This is a genomic window from Paenibacillus sp. P32E, from assembly GCF_001909085.1.
Classification (GTDB): Bacteria; Bacillota; Bacilli; order Paenibacillales; family Paenibacillaceae; genus Paenibacillus_AQ; species Paenibacillus_AQ helianthi.
Genome location: NZ_LVYY01000013.1, coordinates 178265 through 196802, shown reverse-complemented (window position 1 = coordinate 196802; position 18538 = coordinate 178265). Strand labels below are relative to the sequence as shown.

Below are 18538 nucleotides of genomic sequence, written 5' to 3'. Positions count from 1 at the left end.
ACAAAAGCGATATTATAGACTTAACTGTCTGTTCAACATTCAAATTAGGAGGTTATACAAGATGACACAGGCAAATAGCGGGTTACCCGCATTGCATGAAGTGTTCCGGGACGCCTTCAAAATGGGCGCTGCGGTCAGCATGGATGTTTTATCTGCTCAAGCGCCTTTCATTGCTAAGCATTTCAACAGCATTACAGCTGAAAATGTGATGAAGCCTGAGGAAGTCCAGCCGCAAGAAGGGATCTTTACCTTTGATGCAGCCGACCGTATTTTTGAGTTCGCTAAGGCCCATCAAATCGCAGTCCGGGGCCATACACTTCTCTGGCATAACCAGACAGGAGATTGGATGTTCCGCAATTCAGAGGGGGAGCCGTGCACCAGAGAGCAGCTGCTCGGCCGTCTGCAAACCCATATCAACGCTGTTGTGGGCCGGTACCGCGGGCAGGCTTATGCCTGGGATGTAGTTAATGAAGCCATTGAGGATAAGTCGGACCAATACTTGAGGGATACGAAATGGCTCGAAATCCTCGGAGAGGACTATCTCCGTGAGGCTTTTGAAATGGCCCATCAGGCAGACCCGGGCGCCTTGTTGTTCTACAACGACTATAATGAGACCGATCCTGTTAAACGCGACAAGATCTTCAAGCTGGTCCGCAGTTTGCTCGACCAGAATACACCTATTCACGGGATAGGTATGCAGGCACACTGGAACATCTATGGCCCAACCATTGACGAAATCCGCAGTGCGATTGAATTATATGCTTCTCTTGGCCTTAGAATCCACATTACCGAGCTTGATCTCTCCATGTTCCGGTTCGAAGATCAACGGGCTGATTTGAAAGCGCCAACAGTTGCGATGCTGAAGCTTCAGGAAGAACGTTATGCGGAGATTTTTGCCGTTCTGCTGGAATACAGAAAGGTCATTGATTCCGTTACGTTCTGGGGTGTAGCGGATGATTATACCTGGCTGGATGGTTTCCCGGTTCGCGGGCGTAAAAACTGGCCATTTCTGTTTGACGTACACCAGCAGCCCAAAGCTTCGTTCGGACGGCTTGCCGATCTGGCTGCTTCGATATGATAATACTTGATGAAGTTCGGGAAATTCAAAAAATGGAGGACATAGAATGGTATTTCAATTGAATCAAGCCATAGGAAAGGTTCCGCCTAACGGGAATCCGGTGGTTGCGAACCGATATGGGGCCGATCCGTATGCCCTGGTATTTGGAGACCGGGTCTATTTGTACATGACCCATGATGCACTGGAGTATGACGGGAACGGTACGATCAAAGAAAATACTTATAGCAGTATCCGTAAGATTGCGGTAATCTCCTCCAGTGATCTAGTCAATTGGACTGATCACGGCGAAATTGCAGTAGCAGGGCCGGACGGAGCGGCCAAGTGGGCTACCCAGTCCTGGGCGCCTGCAGCAGTCCATAAGGTAATCGGAGGCAAGGATAAATTCTTCCTGTACTTCGCCAACAATGCCAGCGGTATCGGTGTTCTGACAAGTGACAGTCCGGTGGGACCATGGGTTGACCCTATTGGTGAGGCGCTTATTTTGCGGTCCACTCCTGGAGTTGAAGAGGTTACCTGGCTGTTCGACCCGGCAGTACTGGTTGATGATGACGGCCAGGGCTACATCTATTTCGGAGGCGGAGTCCCGGAAGGACAGTTCACCGAGCCTGGCACAGCACGGGTTATGATGCTGGGGGAGGATATGACCAGCGTAGCAGGTACTGCTGAGGTTATTCCCGCACCATTCATGTTCGAGGATGCCGGGATACATAAGCGGAACGGAGTCTACTACTATACCTACTGTTCGAATTTCTATGACGGGGAACGTCCGGAAGGCAGTCCTCCTGCGGGTGAGATTGCCTATATGACGAGTGACAACCCAATGGGTCCCTGGACATACCGTGAGACGATACTAAAGAACCCTGGGCATTTTTTCGGAGTGTCAGGTAATAACCATCATGCGATATTCCAATTTCATGATGAATGGTACATCGCCTATCACGCGCAAACCTTGTCCAAAGCACAGGGCATTGCGAACGGCTACCGTTCAACGCATCTGGGCCGCCTTTTCCATAATGGGGATGGTTCCATTCAGCATGTGGAAGCAGACTATAAAGGTGTACAGCAAATCAAGTCTTTGAGTCCGTATCAACGTGTTCAGGCGGTGACGATAGGATGGAGTGCGGGCGTAATGACGGAATTCGAGGCGGCAGTGGGAGACCGGATTGTAACGGATATTGGCAATGGCGACTGGATCGGATTATCCGGGGTCGATTTCGGAAGTAAAGGTGCCGGAGCATTCAGTGCTTCTGTCATATGCCTAGAGGGCGGCGGTACGATTGAGCTGCATCTGGATGAACCGGCAGGTCTATTCATTGGCGAACTGCCTGTTCCCGCTGCGGATGGGCCGGAGAATCAGATAGAGTTAAAGGCGGAGGTTAACGGAGCGGAAGGAATCCACGATCTGTATCTGGTGTTCACAGGAAAAACAGGGGTTCCATTATTTAAGCTTGTATCATGGCAGTTCGTGGAGTAGAGGAGTTCATACAGGGAGGGCTGTACAGTGAATACCGCTATTATAACCAATCCTATCATGTGGGCAGATGTTCCCGATGTTGACGTCATCCGGGTTGGTTCAATATTCTATATGGTCAGCACGAGTATGCATTCCATGCCGGGCTGTCCGATTATGAAATCAGTTAACCTAGTGAATTGGGAAATTGTAAATTATGTATTTGATACCTTTGAGGATAACGATGCCCACCGGCTGCTGGACGGAAAAGGTATTTACGGAAAAGGCTCCTGGGCGGCATCGCTCCGTCACAAAGACGGGGTATTCTATGTTTGCTTTTCATCCAATGACATGGACCAGTTCTATATCTACCGCACGGAGGATATTGAACATGGAATATGGGAGCGTTCGGTGATACCGGGGCTTCACCATGACCCGGGCCTTCTGCTGGATGACGATAGCCGCAATTATGTGATCTATGGTAATGGGGATATCCGGATTAAGGAGCTGACAGAAGATCTTACGGCTGTAAAGCCGGGGGGAACCGATCAATTGCTGCTCGAAGGCGACCGGACTGACATCGGTCTGCGGATTGAAGGCTGTCATGCGTACAAGCTGAACGGTTATTACTATTTGTTCTTTATTGAATGGCCGAGAACCGGAAATATGCGCAGGCGTCAAATATGCTACCGTTCACGGGAACTTCTGGGTCCCTATGAACGGGAAATTATTCTGGATGATGACCTCGGCTACCATAATAATGGTGTGGCTCAAGGCGGTATTGTTGATACCCCGGATCATGATTGGTATGCTGTGCTGTTCCAGGATCATGATGCTGTCGGGCGGATTCCCTGCGTGCTTCCTGTGAGCTGGGAGAACGATTGGCCGGTCATCAGGAATAATGGCTCAGTACCTCAAGGTATTGAGACAAAGCTTCCTGTTGCGGAACCGAAGCCTCTGGTCATCAGTGATGAGTTCGACTATGAGAGCAACCGGCTGGCCTTGAACTGGCAGTGGAACCATAATCCTGACCATGGGCTGTGGTCTGTGACAGAGCGGCCGGGCTATCTGCGGCTCCGCACCGGTCCATTCACAGACAGTATCCTATTTGCCCGCAATACGCTGACGCAACGTACGGAAGGTCCGGCCTGCAGTGCGGAGACAGTACTGGAGATCTCGGGAATGAAGCCCGGTGACCGGGCAGGAATGGTAGCGCTGCAGAACGGGTTTGGCACGGTTAGGGTCGCAGCCGGGGAGCGAGGACAGTTCAGCATCGATATGTGTGTTAACGGCGGCGACGGCTGCGAGGAGGCGGTGGAGAGTATCGTGTTCACCGGTGAACGGGTGTATCTCAGAATTGACTTCAATTTTGAGGATAGCCTTGACCAGGCGCAGTTCTTCTATTCAGAGGACGGAACAGCGTGGAAGCCAATCGGCCGGACGCTGCAAATGAAATTCACGCTGGATCATTTTATGGGTTATAGAGTTGGACTCTTCAATTACGCGACCCTTCAGTCCGGCGGTTATACTGATTTCGATTATTTTCATTTTATTAAGCCCTAAAGATTGAAAAGGAAACAGCCCGCTATGGTCAGATAAAATGCGTTATGTAGACGCTCGGAGTCATAGCGGTGATCCTTTTGAACATCCGTCCAAAGTACGTCAGGTTAGAAAAGCCGACTTTATAGGCAACTTCCTGGATAGAGTACCGGTTAAGCTGAAGCAGTCTGCAGGCTTCATGTATCCGAAGCATATTTACATATTCGATTAACGTTTTTCCAGTGGTTTTTTTGAATAAATGACAGAAATAATTGGGTGTTACACAGCATATCCGGGCAGCTTCCTCTACCGTCAGCGGTTCATGAAAATGGTTGCTAAGATGGATCAACACAGGCTGAATTCCTGTCTCCCCGTGCGCTGCCCTTGAGTTTGGAGAGGTGAATTGCGCCAGTGGATAAGCGAGGCCCAGGGAGGAGAAAAGATCGCCTTTTATGCATAGTTCATAGCCAAAGGTTTTGTTCTGATAGCTGAGAATCATCCGTTCCATACATTCCCTGATCGACTTGGTAACCGGTTCATGGATGAGGTAGAAGCCGGGCAGCAGAAGCTCACCGGCCAGAAGCGGACGGATGTACTGGATTTCAGTATAATCCCTCATTCCATTTAGCAAGGCTTCGTTAAAGACGATTGCATACAACTCACTGCCATCCTCTGTTGGATAAGCCGCATGAATCTGGGGCTGGCCGACAAAGGCGACCTCTCCCCTCACTAATTCTCTGGAATTAGGGCCGACTTGGACCCGGAAGCTGCCTTTGGTAATCAGAATCCATTCGAGATGGTTATGCCAATGGGGCGGAATAATGCTCCGGTCCGGAAAGTAGATATGAAAAACGTTGATCGGAAACAGATTCTCCGGAATGTCAGTGTGCTCTTTTTTCCACGGATAGGGCTGGTCTTCGAAAGATTCCACGATTATACACTCCTCCAATAAAACGTAATATCGTATGATAGATGCGTACTTTTATGTGTAGTATGGCGGTTCTGCACTCTTTATAATGTGGTTGCAACCTTATTATAGAACTGTTGGAGGTATCGTGCTATGTTTCGTGAAGAGAATGGAAGACTGATTAGAGAATATGACCATGAAAGAGTCTGGATCGAACCTTGGGGTGAACATGCGCTGCGTGTCCGGGCTTCCTATTCGGAGATCACCGATGATGATTGGGCGCTCTTGCCTGCACCGGCGATTAAATGTGAGGTAACCATCGATAAGGGGAAAGCGACGATTGTTAACGGAAATATCAAGGCGGAGATCACTGACAAGGGGCAGATTTTCTATTATAACCAGCATGGCAAACTATTGCTTAACGAAACGGAAGATACCTATCAATTAAAATATGGAGGAAGAGAACTCCGGGCCATTCCCGGCGGCAGTGATTATTCCGTGAAGCTCCGGCTGGAAGCGGATCCTTCCGAGAAGCTGTATGGCATGGGGCAATACCAGCATCAATTCCTGAATTTAAAGGGCTGCTCCTTGGAGCTGACCCACCGCAACAGCCAGATCAGTGTTCCGTTTGTACTCTCCAGTACCGGTTATGGCTTTTTGTGGCACAATCCGGCAATCGGGCAGGCGCATTTCAGTCTGAATGTTACAGAATGGACGGCCCCCTCGGCCAAACAACTGGATTATTGGATCACGGCCGGTGATACTCCTGCCGAAATCGAGGAAGCCTATGCCAAGGCAACCGGAACGGTACCGATGATGCCGGACTACGCCATGGGTTTCTGGCAATGCAAGCTTAGGTACCGTACCCAGGAAGAATTGCTGGAGGTGGCCAGGGAGTATAAACGCCGGAATCTGCCTATCGATGTTATCGTAGTAGACTTTTTTCACTGGACGAATCAAGGGGACTGGAGATTTGACCCCGATTACTGGCCTGATCCTGAGGGAATGGTGCAAGAACTGCAGGAGCTGGGGATAGAGTTAATGGTCTCCGTATGGCCGACCGTACAAACAGAGAGCGAGAACTATCAGGAGATGCTGGAAAAGGGATATCTGCTCCGCTCCGACCGCGGTGTCCGCACCCAGTTCCAGTTTCTTGGACAAAACTCCATTTTTGATGCAACCAACCCTGAAGCCCGCCAGTTTCTATGGGGATTGATTAAGCAGAACTATTATGACAAAGGCATACGGGTATTCTGGCTCGATGAGGCAGAGCCTGAACTGACTGTCTACGACCACGATATTTACCGTTACCATATCGGCTCCAGCAAGCAAATTGGAAATATTTATCCGGTGAAGTTCAGCCAGACCTTTTACGACGGAATGTCCGCCGAGGGACAATCGGGCATCATCAATCTGGTGCGCTCCGCTTGGGCGGGAAGCCAGCGATATGGTGCTCTCGTATGGTCCGGAGATATACACTCCAGCTTCAGAGTTCTGGGCATTCAGGTGAGAGCTGGCCTAAGTATGGCTATGGCGGGCATTCCTTGGTGGACAACGGATATCGGCGGCTTTCATGGCGGCAATCTGGAAGACGCTTCGTTCCGTGAGCTGATGGTGCGCTGGTTCCAATACGGTGCGTTCTCTCCGGTTTTTCGGCTTCATGGCGACCGCCAGCCTTTTGTTCCGCCTACCGGGACGAAGGGGGGCGGCGTATGCGGCAGCGGCTCGGATAATGAGGTATGGAGCTACGGGGAAGAGGCATACGACATATTCAAGGAATTCTTGCAGGTCAGAGAGCGGCTGAAGCCCTATATCTCTGGTTTGATGAGGGCTGCTCATGAGAAGGGGACACCACCGATGCGTCCTTTGTTCTATGATTTCCCTCAGGACCCGGAAGCCTGGGAAGTGGAAGACCAGTATATGTTCGGTCCCGATCTCCTAGTCGCCCCAGTGCTGTTCGAAGGTGTAAGGGAGCGCAAGGTATATTTGCCGGCAGGATCCCATTGGACCCATGCCTATACCCGTGAAAAATTTGCAGGCGGCCAGGTCATCCTGTCGGATGCGCCGCTACATCAGATTCCCCTGTTCTTACGTGATGATGCGGCGCTGCCTGTCCTTGGTGAACCCGGAAAATAGAGAGGGGCTACCCAAGCTGAACCTGGGAGCCGCTCTCAAATCATTTGTCAGCCGGTTCCTTCGGTTCCTTGGAGGCGAGTGTCTCCCGGTAAGCCTTGGGGGAGTAACCCGTAAGCTGCCGAAACTGTCTGCAGAAATGCTCCACATTGGCATACCCGCAAAGCGTTGCAACTTCGGCAATTTTATGCGGACCGAAGCCAAGCTTTTCTTTGGCCAGCCGAATCCGGCAATGAATGACATCTTCCATGCAGGAGATCCCGAAGGTAGATTTATATATCGTCTGCAGATAGCCTGCACTGATATGCAGATACTCTGCCATTAGGGAAACGGTCCAAGGATGGCCGGGGTTATTGTAAAGCGTCTTACGCAAACTTAGTAGATTATAATACTGCGGGTTCAGCTTATCCTGGGACGCTTCACACAGCTTATTGAAGATAATTCGAAACAGGTAGTCGATGGACAATTCCCTGTAATCATTCTGAAAAGTATGCTCAAAGGTCAACAGTTGAAACAGCTGATGGCAATAGCTGGGGTCCGGCAGCGAGAATGGAACACCAACAGGCAAAGTGGTTTCAGTGATGTAGGATTCGTCCGCATCGAAACGGACCCAGTCGTTAACGTACTTATTGGAACAAGCACGATAATAGATAGTGTGCTTAGGAGGATAAAGAATAACAGAGTGGGCCGGATACTCTTTCAATTCCCCGTTCACTTCAAACAACGCCGCAGTTTGTGTGAGCACCAGAAGCCAGGCATCATGGCCATCGGGAATACTGAAGACAAAATCGTCAGGATGAGTAGCGTCAAATTCGACATAATGAATCTTGGGCATTGGCTTCTCCTTTCTTCGGATACATCAATTAATGAGCAGGATATATCATTGTTTGGGATTTAGTATTTTTCTATAATTTATATTGTGTATTAAGGGCGTTTGGGGAAACATTCTGAATTTCAATACTCAAATGGTAGTTAATGGTCATTAGGATTTATCAATAATGGAGGGGGTCATTTTTTAATGATACCACAACAACACGAAGATCGGAATTATATCCTTTGCTATACCCGGATACCTCAGGAGGATATGGTATATGCTCCGAAGCTGGCGCACAGCATGCATTTGGCTTATTGCAACGACGGGCTTCTTTTTCAGGAATTAAACCATAATTCGGGGGTCTTATTCGCGAAGGCGACAGAGAATGAGGATGGTACACTCCGGGCCAAGAGCTTGAAGAATCCGTATCTGTTCCACACCTCCGAGGGGGATTTCGGGGTCATCGCAGTCCGTACGGAGGCAGAAGGCGAAGCCGATGCAGAGAGTAAGGGGAAAGTGCTGGTGTTCTCCTCCGGTGACTTGCTGCAATACAACGAAGTTGGACTGCTGGAGCTTAAGGCGGATACTTATGTAAGCGATGTCTCCTGCGAGTACGATGCCGGTCGGAAAGGCTACCTGATCCGCTGGATCGATGATCGGGGGAACGGTTATCAGAATTTTATAGCCGATATCATGAGTCTGAAGGAAATCTCAGCACCGGAAGCGGCGCAGCCTTTTACCCTGGAGGCAGTGCTTGCCGATATTGAGGGGGTCCTGCCGCGTAATTACATCCCGGTATCGAAAGAAATAGCCCGCAGGCTCTACTGCAAGCTTACGGTTCCAACCAACATTGCCATTAAAGTTCCAGACCGCGTGACAGCCGCATCGGAAGAGGATTTGGATGAGATCCGGGCAACGGCTCTCTACAGTGACGGCACCCAAGCGCTGAAAAGAGTGGATTGGAATACGGAAGAAATCCATTGGGACAAGGCTGGAACCTATAGAATTTCCGGTGAAGTCCATCAGGATCATTACCCGTTTCCGGTTGCATTCGACCGTGCAGATCCCTGCATAGCGAAATGGAAAGGGAAGTATTATTTCATTGCTACCAACGATGCGGACCAAAATCACACGCTATATATGCGGGAAGCGGATACCATCCCCGGGCTGGCAGATGCCGAGGAAGTATTGATTCTGGATTCGAACACCTATGAACAGATCGGCGGACTGCTGTGGGCACCGGAATTTCACAGCATTGAGGATGAGCTATATCTCTTTCATGCGGCAACACCGGGGGAGTTCCTGCATGAAGAGTCGCATGTCATGAAGTTACGTGCAGAAGGAAATCCGATGTGTGCTGCTGACTGGTCCATGCCTAAGCGTGTAGTGAAGAAAGATGGTACATATTTATGCGAAGCAGGCAAAACCATTTCCCTCGATATGACTGTCATTCAATGGAACGGGGAGCATTACGCCGCATGGTCGGAGCGCCAGTTCGTGCCTGCCGATCTTGGAGCCTGGATCTATATCGCCACCATTGACCCGCAGGAGCCGTGGAAGCTGACCAGTGATCCGGTACTTCTGACCAGACCCGATTACGGGTGGGCCAATAATCATACTTTTGTAGATGAGGGGCCGTTTGCCCTCTACACCGAAGACAAATTATTTTTGACCTTTGCCAGCGCGGCAGTGGATGCAACCTATGTTGTGGGTCTCTTGACTGCCGATAAGGATGCAGATTTGCTGGACACCCGCAGCTGGACCAAAGGGAATTATCCGCTGCTGACCTCCAGAAGTGTTCCCGGAGAATATGGGCCGGGCCACAACTCCTATGTGACAGATGATGATGGGGTCATTTGGAATGCTTATCATGCAAGACCGGGGATTGACGGACCGAGAAGTTCAGGCTTGCGCCGCGTGCATTTTGATATTGACGGTGTTCCGGTTTTGGATCTGACAGAAGATAAAGATCTGAACCGGGAGCTAAAGAAGGTATTTATGGAAGTAGCCGTGAGGTAAATGCGGGTTGCTTAAACAGAACAAGCTGATTCCTGTGTGCTTAAGCGCTGATATCCAGAGAGGAGTAATGGCATGTTAAGAGCGGTGTGTGTTGAAAATGGTATCGTTCAGGGGTTGCCGGCAGCTGATCCACGTATTACCAGCTTCAAAGGAATTCCGTTTGCGGCCCCGCCTGTAGGGAAGAACCGCTGGCGTGCCCCCCAGCCTGTGCGGAACTGGGAAGGGCAATTGAAGGCATATGATTTTGCCCCTATTTCGATGCAGGCCCCGACAGTCATAGATGTGAATAATATTTATACCCGCGAATGGTCGGTCGACCCGGATCTTCCGATGGATGAGGACTGTCTGTACCTGAATGTCTGGACACCGGCGGTTAGCGCCGATGAGAAGCTTCCTGTCTTTGTATGGTATTTTGGCGGAGGACTACAGGTTGGCCATACTGCTGAAATGGAGTTTGACGGCGAACGCATTGCCCGCAGGGGGATTGTCGTTGTGACTGTGAATTACCGTCTGAACGCATTTGGCTTTCTGAGCCATCCTGAGATTACTGCAGAATCCCCCGATGCTCCCGCGAATTTTGGACATCTGGATCAGCAGGCTGGCACACAGTGGGTGAAACGCAATGTCGCTGCTTTTGGCGGAGACCCGGACCAAATCACAATCGGCGGACAATCAGCCGGCGGCGGAAGTGTGCTGAGCCAACTGACCTCGCCGCAGAATGAAGGGTTGTTTCAGCGGGCCGTGATTATGAGCGGGATCTTTACTCCGCTGTACCCGGACAACCCGGTGCCTCCGCAGCACCGGACCTTGAAAGATGCTGAAGAGGAGGGCGCAGCGTTCTTTGAATTTATGGGAGTGTCGACGCTGGAAGAGGCCCGCAAGCTGGATGCCGTCTATATCCGCGATAAAATGCTGGAGTACGGCAGCTTCTGGGGCACGGTCATGGACCAGTTATACTGTCCGGGCGACCCGTATGACCTTTTTCTAAAGGGGCAGCACCATAAAGTGCCGGTCATGCTGGGAAATACCTCATCCGAATTTTTTGCTGTTCCAGGTGCCGGCAGCGTGGATGAATTCAGAGCCATGGCGGTTGAAATGTTCGGCGGCGAAGCGGAAGAGTACCTTAAGTTATGCGGCGTTGATTCAGGAAAGCTGGAAGAAATGATCCAGAAGGCTTCCGTAAGCAATATTGAATATGCGGTCCGTGTTGCCGTTAAGGCCAATAGCGATTCCGGCAGCGGCGTTCCGATGTATTATTACACGTTTGATGCCGACATTCCCGGATGGGATGATCCGGGAACCTTCCATTCGGTGGATCTGTGGTTCCACTTCGAAACGCTGGCCAAATGCTGGCGGCCTTTTGTGGGCAAACATTATGACCTTGCCCGCCAGATGTGCAATTATCTTGCGTATTTCATTGGCACGGGTGATCCTAACGGCAAGGATTCCACCGGTGAGGAGTTGCCTCTCTGGAGACCGTGTACGCCGGAAACGCCTTACGGCATGGCTTTTGGTGACAAGGCAGAATTTGAGGAGAAACCTCCAGGTGAGGTTATGCAATTTCTGGTCGGGCAATATTTCAAACGGCAATCCATTCATATCTAAGAGAGGAATGAACGGCAATGAACGACAGTATTCCAGATTATACGATGCAAACGGCACCAGCCGGATATGACAAGGAGAGGGAAGGCATTGCCCGGGGAATAATCCATACCGTAGAATATCCCTCTAGAGCGGTAGGCAACACCCGGAAGGCAATGGTCTATACACCTCCCGGCTATTCCGCTGAGCAAAAATATAGCGTTTTGTATCTGCTGCACGGGATTGGCGGAGATGAGACAGAGTGGTACAATCACGGCAAGCCTCAGATCATTCTGGACAATTTGTATGCGGATCAAATGCTGAAGCCCATGATTGTGGTACTTCCGAACGGCCGGGCGATGTTGAATGACCGGGCAGAAGGAGATCATTTTGCTCCAGACAAGGTACAGGCGTTCGAAACCTTCGAATCGGATTTGCTCCATGATCTAATCCCCTATATCGAAGCGAATTATCCGGTTCGGACAGAACGGATGCACCGTGCCATTGCCGGATTATCCATGGGCGGAGGTCAATCCCTGAATATCGGTCTGAACCATCTGGACCGTTTCGCCTGGATCGGGGCGTTCTCTCCGGCTCCCAATACGAAGCTGCCTGAGCTGTTGTTTCCGGAACCGCAGAAGGCCGCCGAGCTGCTCAGTCTGCTCTGGTTATCGTGTGGGGATCTGGACAGTCTCAAGAATGTCAGCGACCGGACGCATGCTTATTTGTCGCAGCATTCCGTGCCGCATATCTGGGTAGAGGAGAACGGCGACCATGATTGGCCGGTCTGGAAGAACGGGTTGTATCAGTTCTCCAAGCTTATTTTTTAGCGGACCGGTTCAAGGATTAAGTAGAATATTCTAGTATGGGACCGTTCTTGGGTCTAAAAACCGAAAACGATAGCCCCCTGTTTTTAAGTAGGATCAACGTGAGCACTTGGGTGGACGCTGCGCGAACGGACCGTTGTTCCAATCGCTGTGCTCTCCAGATTTTTTTCATTCCCCTTAGCGGTGAAAATCCGGAGACCAAGGCGACCGCTGCCGCTTTTCCACAATCAGTCCGTCCTCTCCGCTGTTTAAGCGGGATACGAATTTTCACTCTTCAATAACACGAAAAAGAAATCGTTCTTTTGGTAAAATGGAGGTACCACCCAACCATTCCAAAGGAGCGATTTCTTTGTACATTCAATATAGCATGGACCAACTTTGCTTGCCAATGGTTCTGGAAGATGACATTCCTTCTTACCACCTCGTTCGTGTCGTGAATGTCCAAAGATAAGCCCCTGAAAAAAGCCGTTTGGCAGCTCCGCAAGGATCTGCTGCCCAGACTGCTGAAATATGAGCAATACCAAACCCTGCTGGGGGACCGAAACAGCTTCAGCAAGAAGGACCCGGATGCAACCTTCATGCGGATGAAGGCTACGGCAGTGAAGAGAACTTGACGTATTTGGAAAACGAACACGTGTAGGCCGTGGTCCAATACGGCAGCTACCATAAAGAAAAGAGCAAAACCTGGAAAGAGAATATCGGAAAGATTGAGAACTGGACGTACGACGAAGCCGGGGATACATGAGCATGTCCAGCCAGACAAACGCTGCATTTCCGCAAAGAAAGCAAGGAAACGTTGGAGAGTGTGTTTGGACAACTGAAGAACAACCGGGGCTTCCGGCGATTTCTGCTTCGAGGGATGGGAAAAGTGACCCTCGAAGTCGGGTGGCTTTTGCTTGCCCATAATCTGCTAAAGCAAGCCACAGTGGACCAAAAACACAAAGCAGCGCTTCTCCAAATACGGGAGAAGCGCTGCTTTGCTCACTTTTTGTGGTTTTAAGAATGAAGAGAACGATCCCCCTCCATAGAAAATCTACTTTTGAGACAGCCCCTTGCGTTTTAGCCCCTTTCCACTTAGTTAGAACAGAAGAGATGCATGTGCTTGAGCAATAATAATCTATTTGTTGGCGATTGCATCGGCACGCATTTTTACGATTTTTTGTGCTCTTTCTGTATCTACGGCAAGAACGTCATTCCAACCGAGACCCACTACATCGGACTGCAGCTTAGTCCAGAGCTTATCGAATTCTGCCTGATCCTTGGCGAATATCATTTTCCAGGAAGTGTTCTTCACATCATCCGAAATCTGACTGCGTTTATTCTTGATGTCCGAGGAGTCCGACCCGAGACTGGTATTAATGTTCGGCACGATATCGATCATATTGTTTTTCTGATAGTACTCTGTCGGAGTGGTTGCATTGTAAGCCTTCTGCCATTCCGTAGTCAGAACCGTCTTGTTTGCCTCAATCGTTGAGCTCCAATAGGTGCTGTTGTAGAATTCCTTCGTATCGGGATCTACTACAAAGTCACTCATAATCATAGTATTGAGCTTACTCTGGCCGTCTTGATATCCTCCGCCGCCGTATTGATCTGGAACAGGGGTATTATCTTGGAAGGCCGTTTGTCCTACTTTGGTCAGCTTAAACTTGCCGTCAGCTGTCTTTTCATAGTTGAAGCCTTCAAATCCATTGGTATAGTAGCGCAGGCCTTCCGGTGAAGACAGCCAATCCATGAATTCAATGATTCTTTCCGGATTCTTTGCTTTTGAACCAATGGCAAATACTCTTCCGTTCCCGAAGTAGGCATCACTATTCTGGATAATATGGGTATCCGCGATTGGAATGGCCACATTGCCGTCACCTTTATTGCCTCTTTCAATGGTATTGTAGAAGCCTCTTTGCCATGAATACCATAAGAGCAGGACCTGTTTGTTAGTCAGCTTTTCAGAGACTTTATTCCAATCCTGGGACGGTGAGTCAGGGTCAACGAGACCCATCTGATTGGCGTCATAATAGAACTGGAGGATCTTCTTGTACATACTGTTGTCGTCAACGAGAGGAACGATGTCGCCTTTTGCGTTTAACTGTAAGGTTGAGGTTCCGTCTGGCTGTTCATAACCGTACCAGTTACTCAGCCAACGAACATTTTCCATACTTCCGTTATCCCAGTCCTTCCACAAGGTAATTGGAACGATCGGTTTGCCGTCAGGTGTCTTGGGATACTTCGCCTGCATCTGCTTCAGGGCATTCAGAAGATCGGTCAGATTGTTCAGTTTGGGAGCCCCGATTCCCTTGTAATAATCCCAAGGCATTAGCGGACTGGAGTAAGGGAGTTCTTCCGAGAATGTGGTCGGTGAAGTGTCCGATGTAAAGGTTGGCAGCGCATAAATTTTGCCGTCTGGATTAATGCTTTCGAATGCAGTATTGAAGGGCTTGAAGTGATTGTCCACATATTTGGACAGGTACTCCGTATTCTTGATCTTATCCGTGATATCCATAATCATACCCGCCGGAATTAATTCCTCGAGCTGACTGTTATCAATAATCAGGAGGTCTCCCAGATCTCCCGATGCCGACCTTGTCTTGTATAGCTGATCGCCGGCAACCTGCGGAGATAGAATATTTAGAGTGATATTGAACTTGTCCTTAATCAGTTTTCCGTACCATCCGGTCTGCTCACCCTGGTAATTTGCGGCATTGTCAAATACGTTAATGGTCAAAGGCTTGCTGTGATCAATTCCTGTACCCGGATTGGATGATTCGGTGGCTGTACCCGCAGCAGGTGATCCCGTTGCTGTACCCGCATTATTAGCGTTGCTGCTGCATCCGCTCAATATCGTTGTTACCAGAAGCAGGGTGGTGCCGAACAGCATTGATGATGTTCTTGCCAGCTTATTGTGTTTACTCATTTACAGCCCCCCAAATGATTAATTTATCATAATGGTGCAATTTAACCTTTGACTGCACCAATGATAATTCCTTTTACAAAGAATCTTTGGAAAATTGGATAAATCAGCAAAATAGGAGCGACAACGATAATGGTAACAGTCATCCGAATAGATGTAGTGGTTTGCTTGGTGGACAGACTGGCCATGGCGGTAGATCCGGCATTCTGCAGATTGACCATGGTGGATAAGGAACTGGCCTGATTGATGTAGTTATACAGAATAAACTGCAAGCTGTATAATTTACTGTCGGTAACCAGCAACAGCGTATCCTGAAAGGAGTTCCACTGGTTGACTGCCGAGAATATGGCGACTGTCGCCAATATCGGTTTGCTTATGGGCAAGATAATTTTGTAAAAGATCGTCATAATCCCGGCACCGTCAATGCTGGCCGCCTGCTGCAATTCCTTCGGCGTGGATTCTACGAACGTTTTTACAAGTATGATGAAGAACGGGGCTACGATGGACGGCAGGATGTATGCCAGGAAATTGTTGGTCAGATGCAGCGATCGCATGGTCAGATACCAGGGGATAATGCCGGCACTAAAGAACATCGTAATAATGGTGAAGCGGTACCAGAATTTTTTCCCCCACATATCCTCTTGGGCAAACATGAACCCCAAAAAGGCAGAGGCCCCGACAGTCAAAAGTGTACCTATTACCGTTCTCCCCAAAGAAATGACAAATGCATTCCACAGTCCCGGTATTTTGAACACATCAACATAGTTCTGGAAATGGATCTGCCTTGGCCAAAACACAATTTCACCTTTGGCACTGAGATCGTTGGCGCTTATGGTATTGATAATGATGGAGTAAAACGGATAGACACACATAAATGCAAAGAGAGAAAACAGCACGTAGATCACAACAGAAATCAGTTTGTCGGTTGCACTGACCTGCATTTTAATTTTGGGGGAGATGTTATTTTCTTTGGCATTCGGCGTCAAACCGGTCTGGTTGTCACTCATACGATGCCCTCCCCTCTTAACAATTTGGACAGCCCGTTTACGGAAAAGAGAAGCACAACACTAATCAGGCTTTTCAGCATACTGATCGCGACGGAAACGGAATAGCTGCCGCCTCCCATAGCCAGGTTGTATACATATAGATCCAATACCTGGATGGTGTCTTTGTTGAAGGCATTCTGGAAAACAAAATATTGCTCCAGCCCATTGTTCAGGAAGCTGGCAATCTGGAGCATCAACAGCACAAAATAAGTCGGCAGCATACTTGGCAGAACTACATGCCGGATGACCTGCATTCTTGTTGCACCATCTACATAAGCCGCTTCGTACAGGGACTCATCAATACTCATAATCGCTGCTATATACAAAATGGCCGACCAGCCCAGTGACTTCCAGGTGGCCCATATCCACATCGTAATCCAGACATGGTCCGAGTTCTGAAGAAAGAGTATAGGAGAGTCACTCAGCCCCATCTGGCTCAAAAAACCATTGACGACCCCTTCACTGGAGAACATGGAAAATGCCAGGGAATAGACCAGTACCCAGCTGATAAAGTTCGGAAGGGTGGTTACGGTCTGGATAAATTTGCGGAAACGGACGGCTTTGATCTCTGTCAGGAAAATGGCAAAGATCATGGGGAGCCAAGAGAAAAGTATGCTCAGCCCGCTGATGCCGAAGGTGTTTTTGATGACCTGAAGCAGCTGATCGACCTTTACCTGGTTCTCTACCAGGGAATGAAACCATTTCAACCCGACAAAAGGCGATTGTGACAGCGGAATCGGCGGCATATAGTCAAAGAATGCATATACCCAGCCATAGAGCGGATAGTATGCAAAGACAGCAAGTAAAACCATAAAGGGCGAAATATAAAGAAATTTACGAATAGAATTGCTTCTCATGCTGTGACTACGCATCGGTTCACTCCCCCTTTGTATAATTGGAGCCTTTCACAGGACTGCTATACCCTAAGCCTACTGGCTGACAGGCACTCCTCCTTCCCTGAACCATTTGCGGCTTGGCCGTGGGTTAATCCTAATGCTATTTACCCTAACCCCCTTTTACATGTTAGCGCTTACATAACCATGCAACTATAATAAATTATCGTTTTCGTTCAAACAATGACCGATCCTCACGACTTATTGATCTATTATTAGATAAAACTCATTTGTGATAACAGTTAAACTTTAAATATTAAAATAATTAGTATAAATGGAAAATATTTATGAATAAAAGCTGCGTTGTCCACTAAAGGACGAGCAGCCGTTTGATTATTTTCCGTCTGAAAAATTGCATAAGCCATCCAGCTCAGGCCGTGATGAAGCATTGCTTTCGGTATTCGTTTGCACTCGTCCCCGTATATTCTCGGAACTTTTTGTAGAACCAGTCCATTTCCGTATACCCGACAGCGTCCGCAATCTCGTAGATTTTCATATCGGTGGTTTCCAGCAGCAGCTTCGCCTTCTCCATGCGCTGCCTCAGCAGGTATTCGTTGAAAGACATGTTCTCGTGCTGCTTGAATTTTTGTCCGAGATAAGCGCAGTTGAAATTCAGGGAATCGGATATCCGTTTCAGGGTAATATTCTGGTGCAGCTGCTCATCCACGTATTGTTTTATCGTATTAATGATCGAACAGGAGGCGGCGGAGTCTCTTTCCCCGGCTGCCTCTCCAACGGCTTGAGACGGAGTGTTGGATCTGCTCAGGGGTCCAAGTTTCCGTTTGACCGCTTCCAGGCTTCTAGCCAGCTCTTCAGGGTTAACGGGGTCGGTCAAGTAATCGCTTACATCAAACATCAGCGCTTTGCGCGCCAGATCAAAATCACTGCTGCCTCCCAAAAGAATGATTGGAACCGGACTTTCCCTGCGAATTTGCTCACAGAGTCCCATTCCCGTCAAATGGTCGTTCCTAATATTAAGAAGTATGAGCGAAATGTCTTCTCTCCGGATTAACGGAAGGATAGCGGACGAATAATCGGCATGCAGGTGTATGCTGAAATCCGTAATCAAGCCACCCGCCATATACGAAGCGATCTCTCTCAATTGGCTGTTTCGCTCGATACATAAGATTCTATACAATATGAAGACCCCGCTTTCCAGAGGAATTGAATGGATTAACAATCAAGTGACTGGCTTCCAGGAATGATGACCAGGCTCATAAAATAGTGCTTATAATCCATTATGTGCAACAGACGAAAAGGCTACAATGTGCATTTCTTGAGGCAGGTACCATTTGTTTACCAGATAAATGAAGTCCTTGAACAAGTGTACAGGGCTTGTGACCGGA

Annotated in this window: 13 protein-coding genes and 1 pseudogene; 8 read left to right on the top strand and 6 right to left on the bottom strand. The window is 48.9% G+C overall.

Annotated features, from left to right (window positions below):
* The first annotated feature begins 61 nt into the window (after positions 1-61).
* From A3848_RS13955 to A3848_RS13945, 3 genes are read left to right on the top strand one after another with little or no spacing between them, the layout of a single operon-like run.
* Positions 62-1078, top strand: coding sequence for an endo-1,4-beta-xylanase (locus A3848_RS13955; protein ID WP_074102354.1), 1017 nt, complete (start codon positions 62-64; stop codon positions 1076-1078).
* A 46-nt stretch (positions 1079-1124) separates the two neighbouring features.
* A complete protein-coding gene (locus A3848_RS13950; protein ID WP_074085544.1) occupies positions 1125-2552 on the top strand; it encodes a glycoside hydrolase family 43 protein in 1428 nt (475 codons plus the stop codon).
* Between the two features lie 27 nt (positions 2553-2579).
* On the top strand, positions 2580-4091 hold the full coding sequence (locus tag A3848_RS13945; protein WP_074085543.1) for a glycoside hydrolase family 43 protein: 1512 nt from the start codon (positions 2580-2582) through the stop codon (positions 4089-4091).
* Positions 4092-4119: 28 nt separating this feature from the next.
* On the opposite strand, the gene A3848_RS13940 is transcribed toward A3848_RS13945, so the two are convergent.
* Complete coding sequence (locus A3848_RS13940) at positions 4120-4998, bottom strand: AraC family transcriptional regulator (RefSeq protein ID WP_074085542.1); 879 nt, start codon at positions 4996-4998, stop codon at positions 4120-4122.
* A 129-nt stretch (positions 4999-5127) separates the two neighbouring features.
* On the opposite strand from A3848_RS13940, the gene A3848_RS13935 reads away from it, so the two are divergent.
* Positions 5128-7110 (top strand): glycoside hydrolase family 31 protein, encoded by a 1983-nt coding sequence (locus tag A3848_RS13935; protein WP_074085541.1) that lies wholly within the window; start codon positions 5128-5130, stop codon positions 7108-7110.
* A 40-nt stretch (positions 7111-7150) separates the two neighbouring features.
* Here A3848_RS13935 and A3848_RS13930 read toward each other — a convergent pair whose 3' ends face one another.
* Complete coding sequence (locus tag A3848_RS13930) at positions 7151-7942, bottom strand: helix-turn-helix transcriptional regulator (RefSeq protein ID WP_074085540.1); 792 nt, start codon at positions 7940-7942, stop codon at positions 7151-7153.
* A 183-nt stretch (positions 7943-8125) separates the two neighbouring features.
* Here A3848_RS13930 and A3848_RS13925 point away from each other — a divergent pair, with 183 nt between their 5' ends.
* The 4 genes and pseudogenes from A3848_RS13925 to A3848_RS33560 form a co-directional block, all read left to right on the top strand.
* Complete coding sequence (locus tag A3848_RS13925; protein ID WP_074085539.1) at positions 8126-9940, top strand: family 43 glycosylhydrolase; 1815 nt, start codon at positions 8126-8128, stop codon at positions 9938-9940.
* A gap of 72 nt (positions 9941-10012) precedes the next feature.
* Positions 10013-11545: a carboxylesterase/lipase family protein gene (locus A3848_RS13920; RefSeq protein ID WP_074085538.1), complete on the top strand. Its 1533-nt coding sequence runs from the start codon at positions 10013-10015 to the stop codon at positions 11543-11545.
* Between the two features lie 17 nt (positions 11546-11562).
* The gene (locus tag A3848_RS13915) at positions 11563-12351 is read left to right on the top strand and encodes an alpha/beta hydrolase (RefSeq protein WP_074085537.1); all 789 of its coding nucleotides are present in this window, start codon (positions 11563-11565) and stop codon (positions 12349-12351) included.
* 440 nt (positions 12352-12791) lie between these two features.
* Positions 12792-13348, top strand: a pseudogene (locus A3848_RS33560) (transposase); the annotation flags it as partial.
* 117 nt (positions 13349-13465) lie between these two features.
* Here the strand turns inward: A3848_RS33560 and A3848_RS13905 are convergent.
* From A3848_RS13905 to A3848_RS13890, 4 genes are all read right to left on the bottom strand, one after another.
* Positions 13466-15256: a type 2 periplasmic-binding domain-containing protein gene (locus A3848_RS13905; protein WP_074085535.1), complete on the bottom strand. Its 1791-nt coding sequence runs from the start codon at positions 15254-15256 to the stop codon at positions 13466-13468.
* Between the two features lie 41 nt (positions 15257-15297).
* The gene (locus A3848_RS13900; RefSeq protein ID WP_208619393.1) at positions 15298-16260 is read right to left on the bottom strand and encodes a carbohydrate ABC transporter permease; all 963 of its coding nucleotides are present in this window, start codon (positions 16258-16260) and stop codon (positions 15298-15300) included.
* Complete coding sequence (locus A3848_RS13895) at positions 16257-17156, bottom strand: ABC transporter permease subunit (RefSeq protein WP_256702366.1); 900 nt, start codon at positions 17154-17156, stop codon at positions 16257-16259. Before A3848_RS13895 ends, A3848_RS13900 begins: the two co-directional genes overlap by 4 nt.
* A 406-nt stretch (positions 17157-17562) precedes the next feature.
* Complete coding sequence (locus tag A3848_RS13890; protein WP_074085740.1) at positions 17563-18330, bottom strand: helix-turn-helix transcriptional regulator; 768 nt, start codon at positions 18328-18330, stop codon at positions 17563-17565.
* Positions 18331-18538: the final 208 nt, after the last annotated feature.

Excerpts from the sequence above, each read along its gene's own strand:
- A3848_RS13895 (WP_256702366.1), bottom strand. The coding sequence starts at position 17,156 with ATGAGAAGCAATTCTATTCGTAAATTTCTTTATATTTCGCCCTTTATG.
- A3848_RS13935 (WP_074085541.1), top strand. The coding sequence starts at position 5,128 with ATGTTTCGTGAAGAGAATGGAAGACTGATTAGAGAATATGACCATGAA.
- A3848_RS13915 (WP_074085537.1), top strand. The coding sequence starts at position 11,563 with ATGAACGACAGTATTCCAGATTATACGATGCAAACGGCACCAGCCGGA.
- A3848_RS13930 (WP_074085540.1), bottom strand. The coding sequence starts at position 7,942 with ATGCCCAAGATTCATTATGTCGAATTTGACGCTACTCATCCTGACGAT.
- A3848_RS13950 (WP_074085544.1), top strand. The coding sequence starts at position 1,125 with ATGGTATTTCAATTGAATCAAGCCATAGGAAAGGTTCCGCCTAACGGG.
- A3848_RS13920 (WP_074085538.1), top strand. The coding sequence starts at position 10,013 with ATGTTAAGAGCGGTGTGTGTTGAAAATGGTATCGTTCAGGGGTTGCCG.
- A3848_RS13905 (WP_074085535.1), bottom strand. The coding sequence starts at position 15,256 with ATGAGTAAACACAATAAGCTGGCAAGAACATCATCAATGCTGTTCGGC.
- A3848_RS13900 (WP_208619393.1), bottom strand. The coding sequence starts at position 16,260 with ATGAGTGACAACCAGACCGGTTTGACGCCGAATGCCAAAGAAAATAAC.
- A3848_RS13955 (WP_074102354.1), top strand. The coding sequence starts at position 62 with ATGACACAGGCAAATAGCGGGTTACCCGCATTGCATGAAGTGTTCCGG.
- A3848_RS13925 (WP_074085539.1), top strand. The coding sequence starts at position 8,126 with ATGATACCACAACAACACGAAGATCGGAATTATATCCTTTGCTATACC.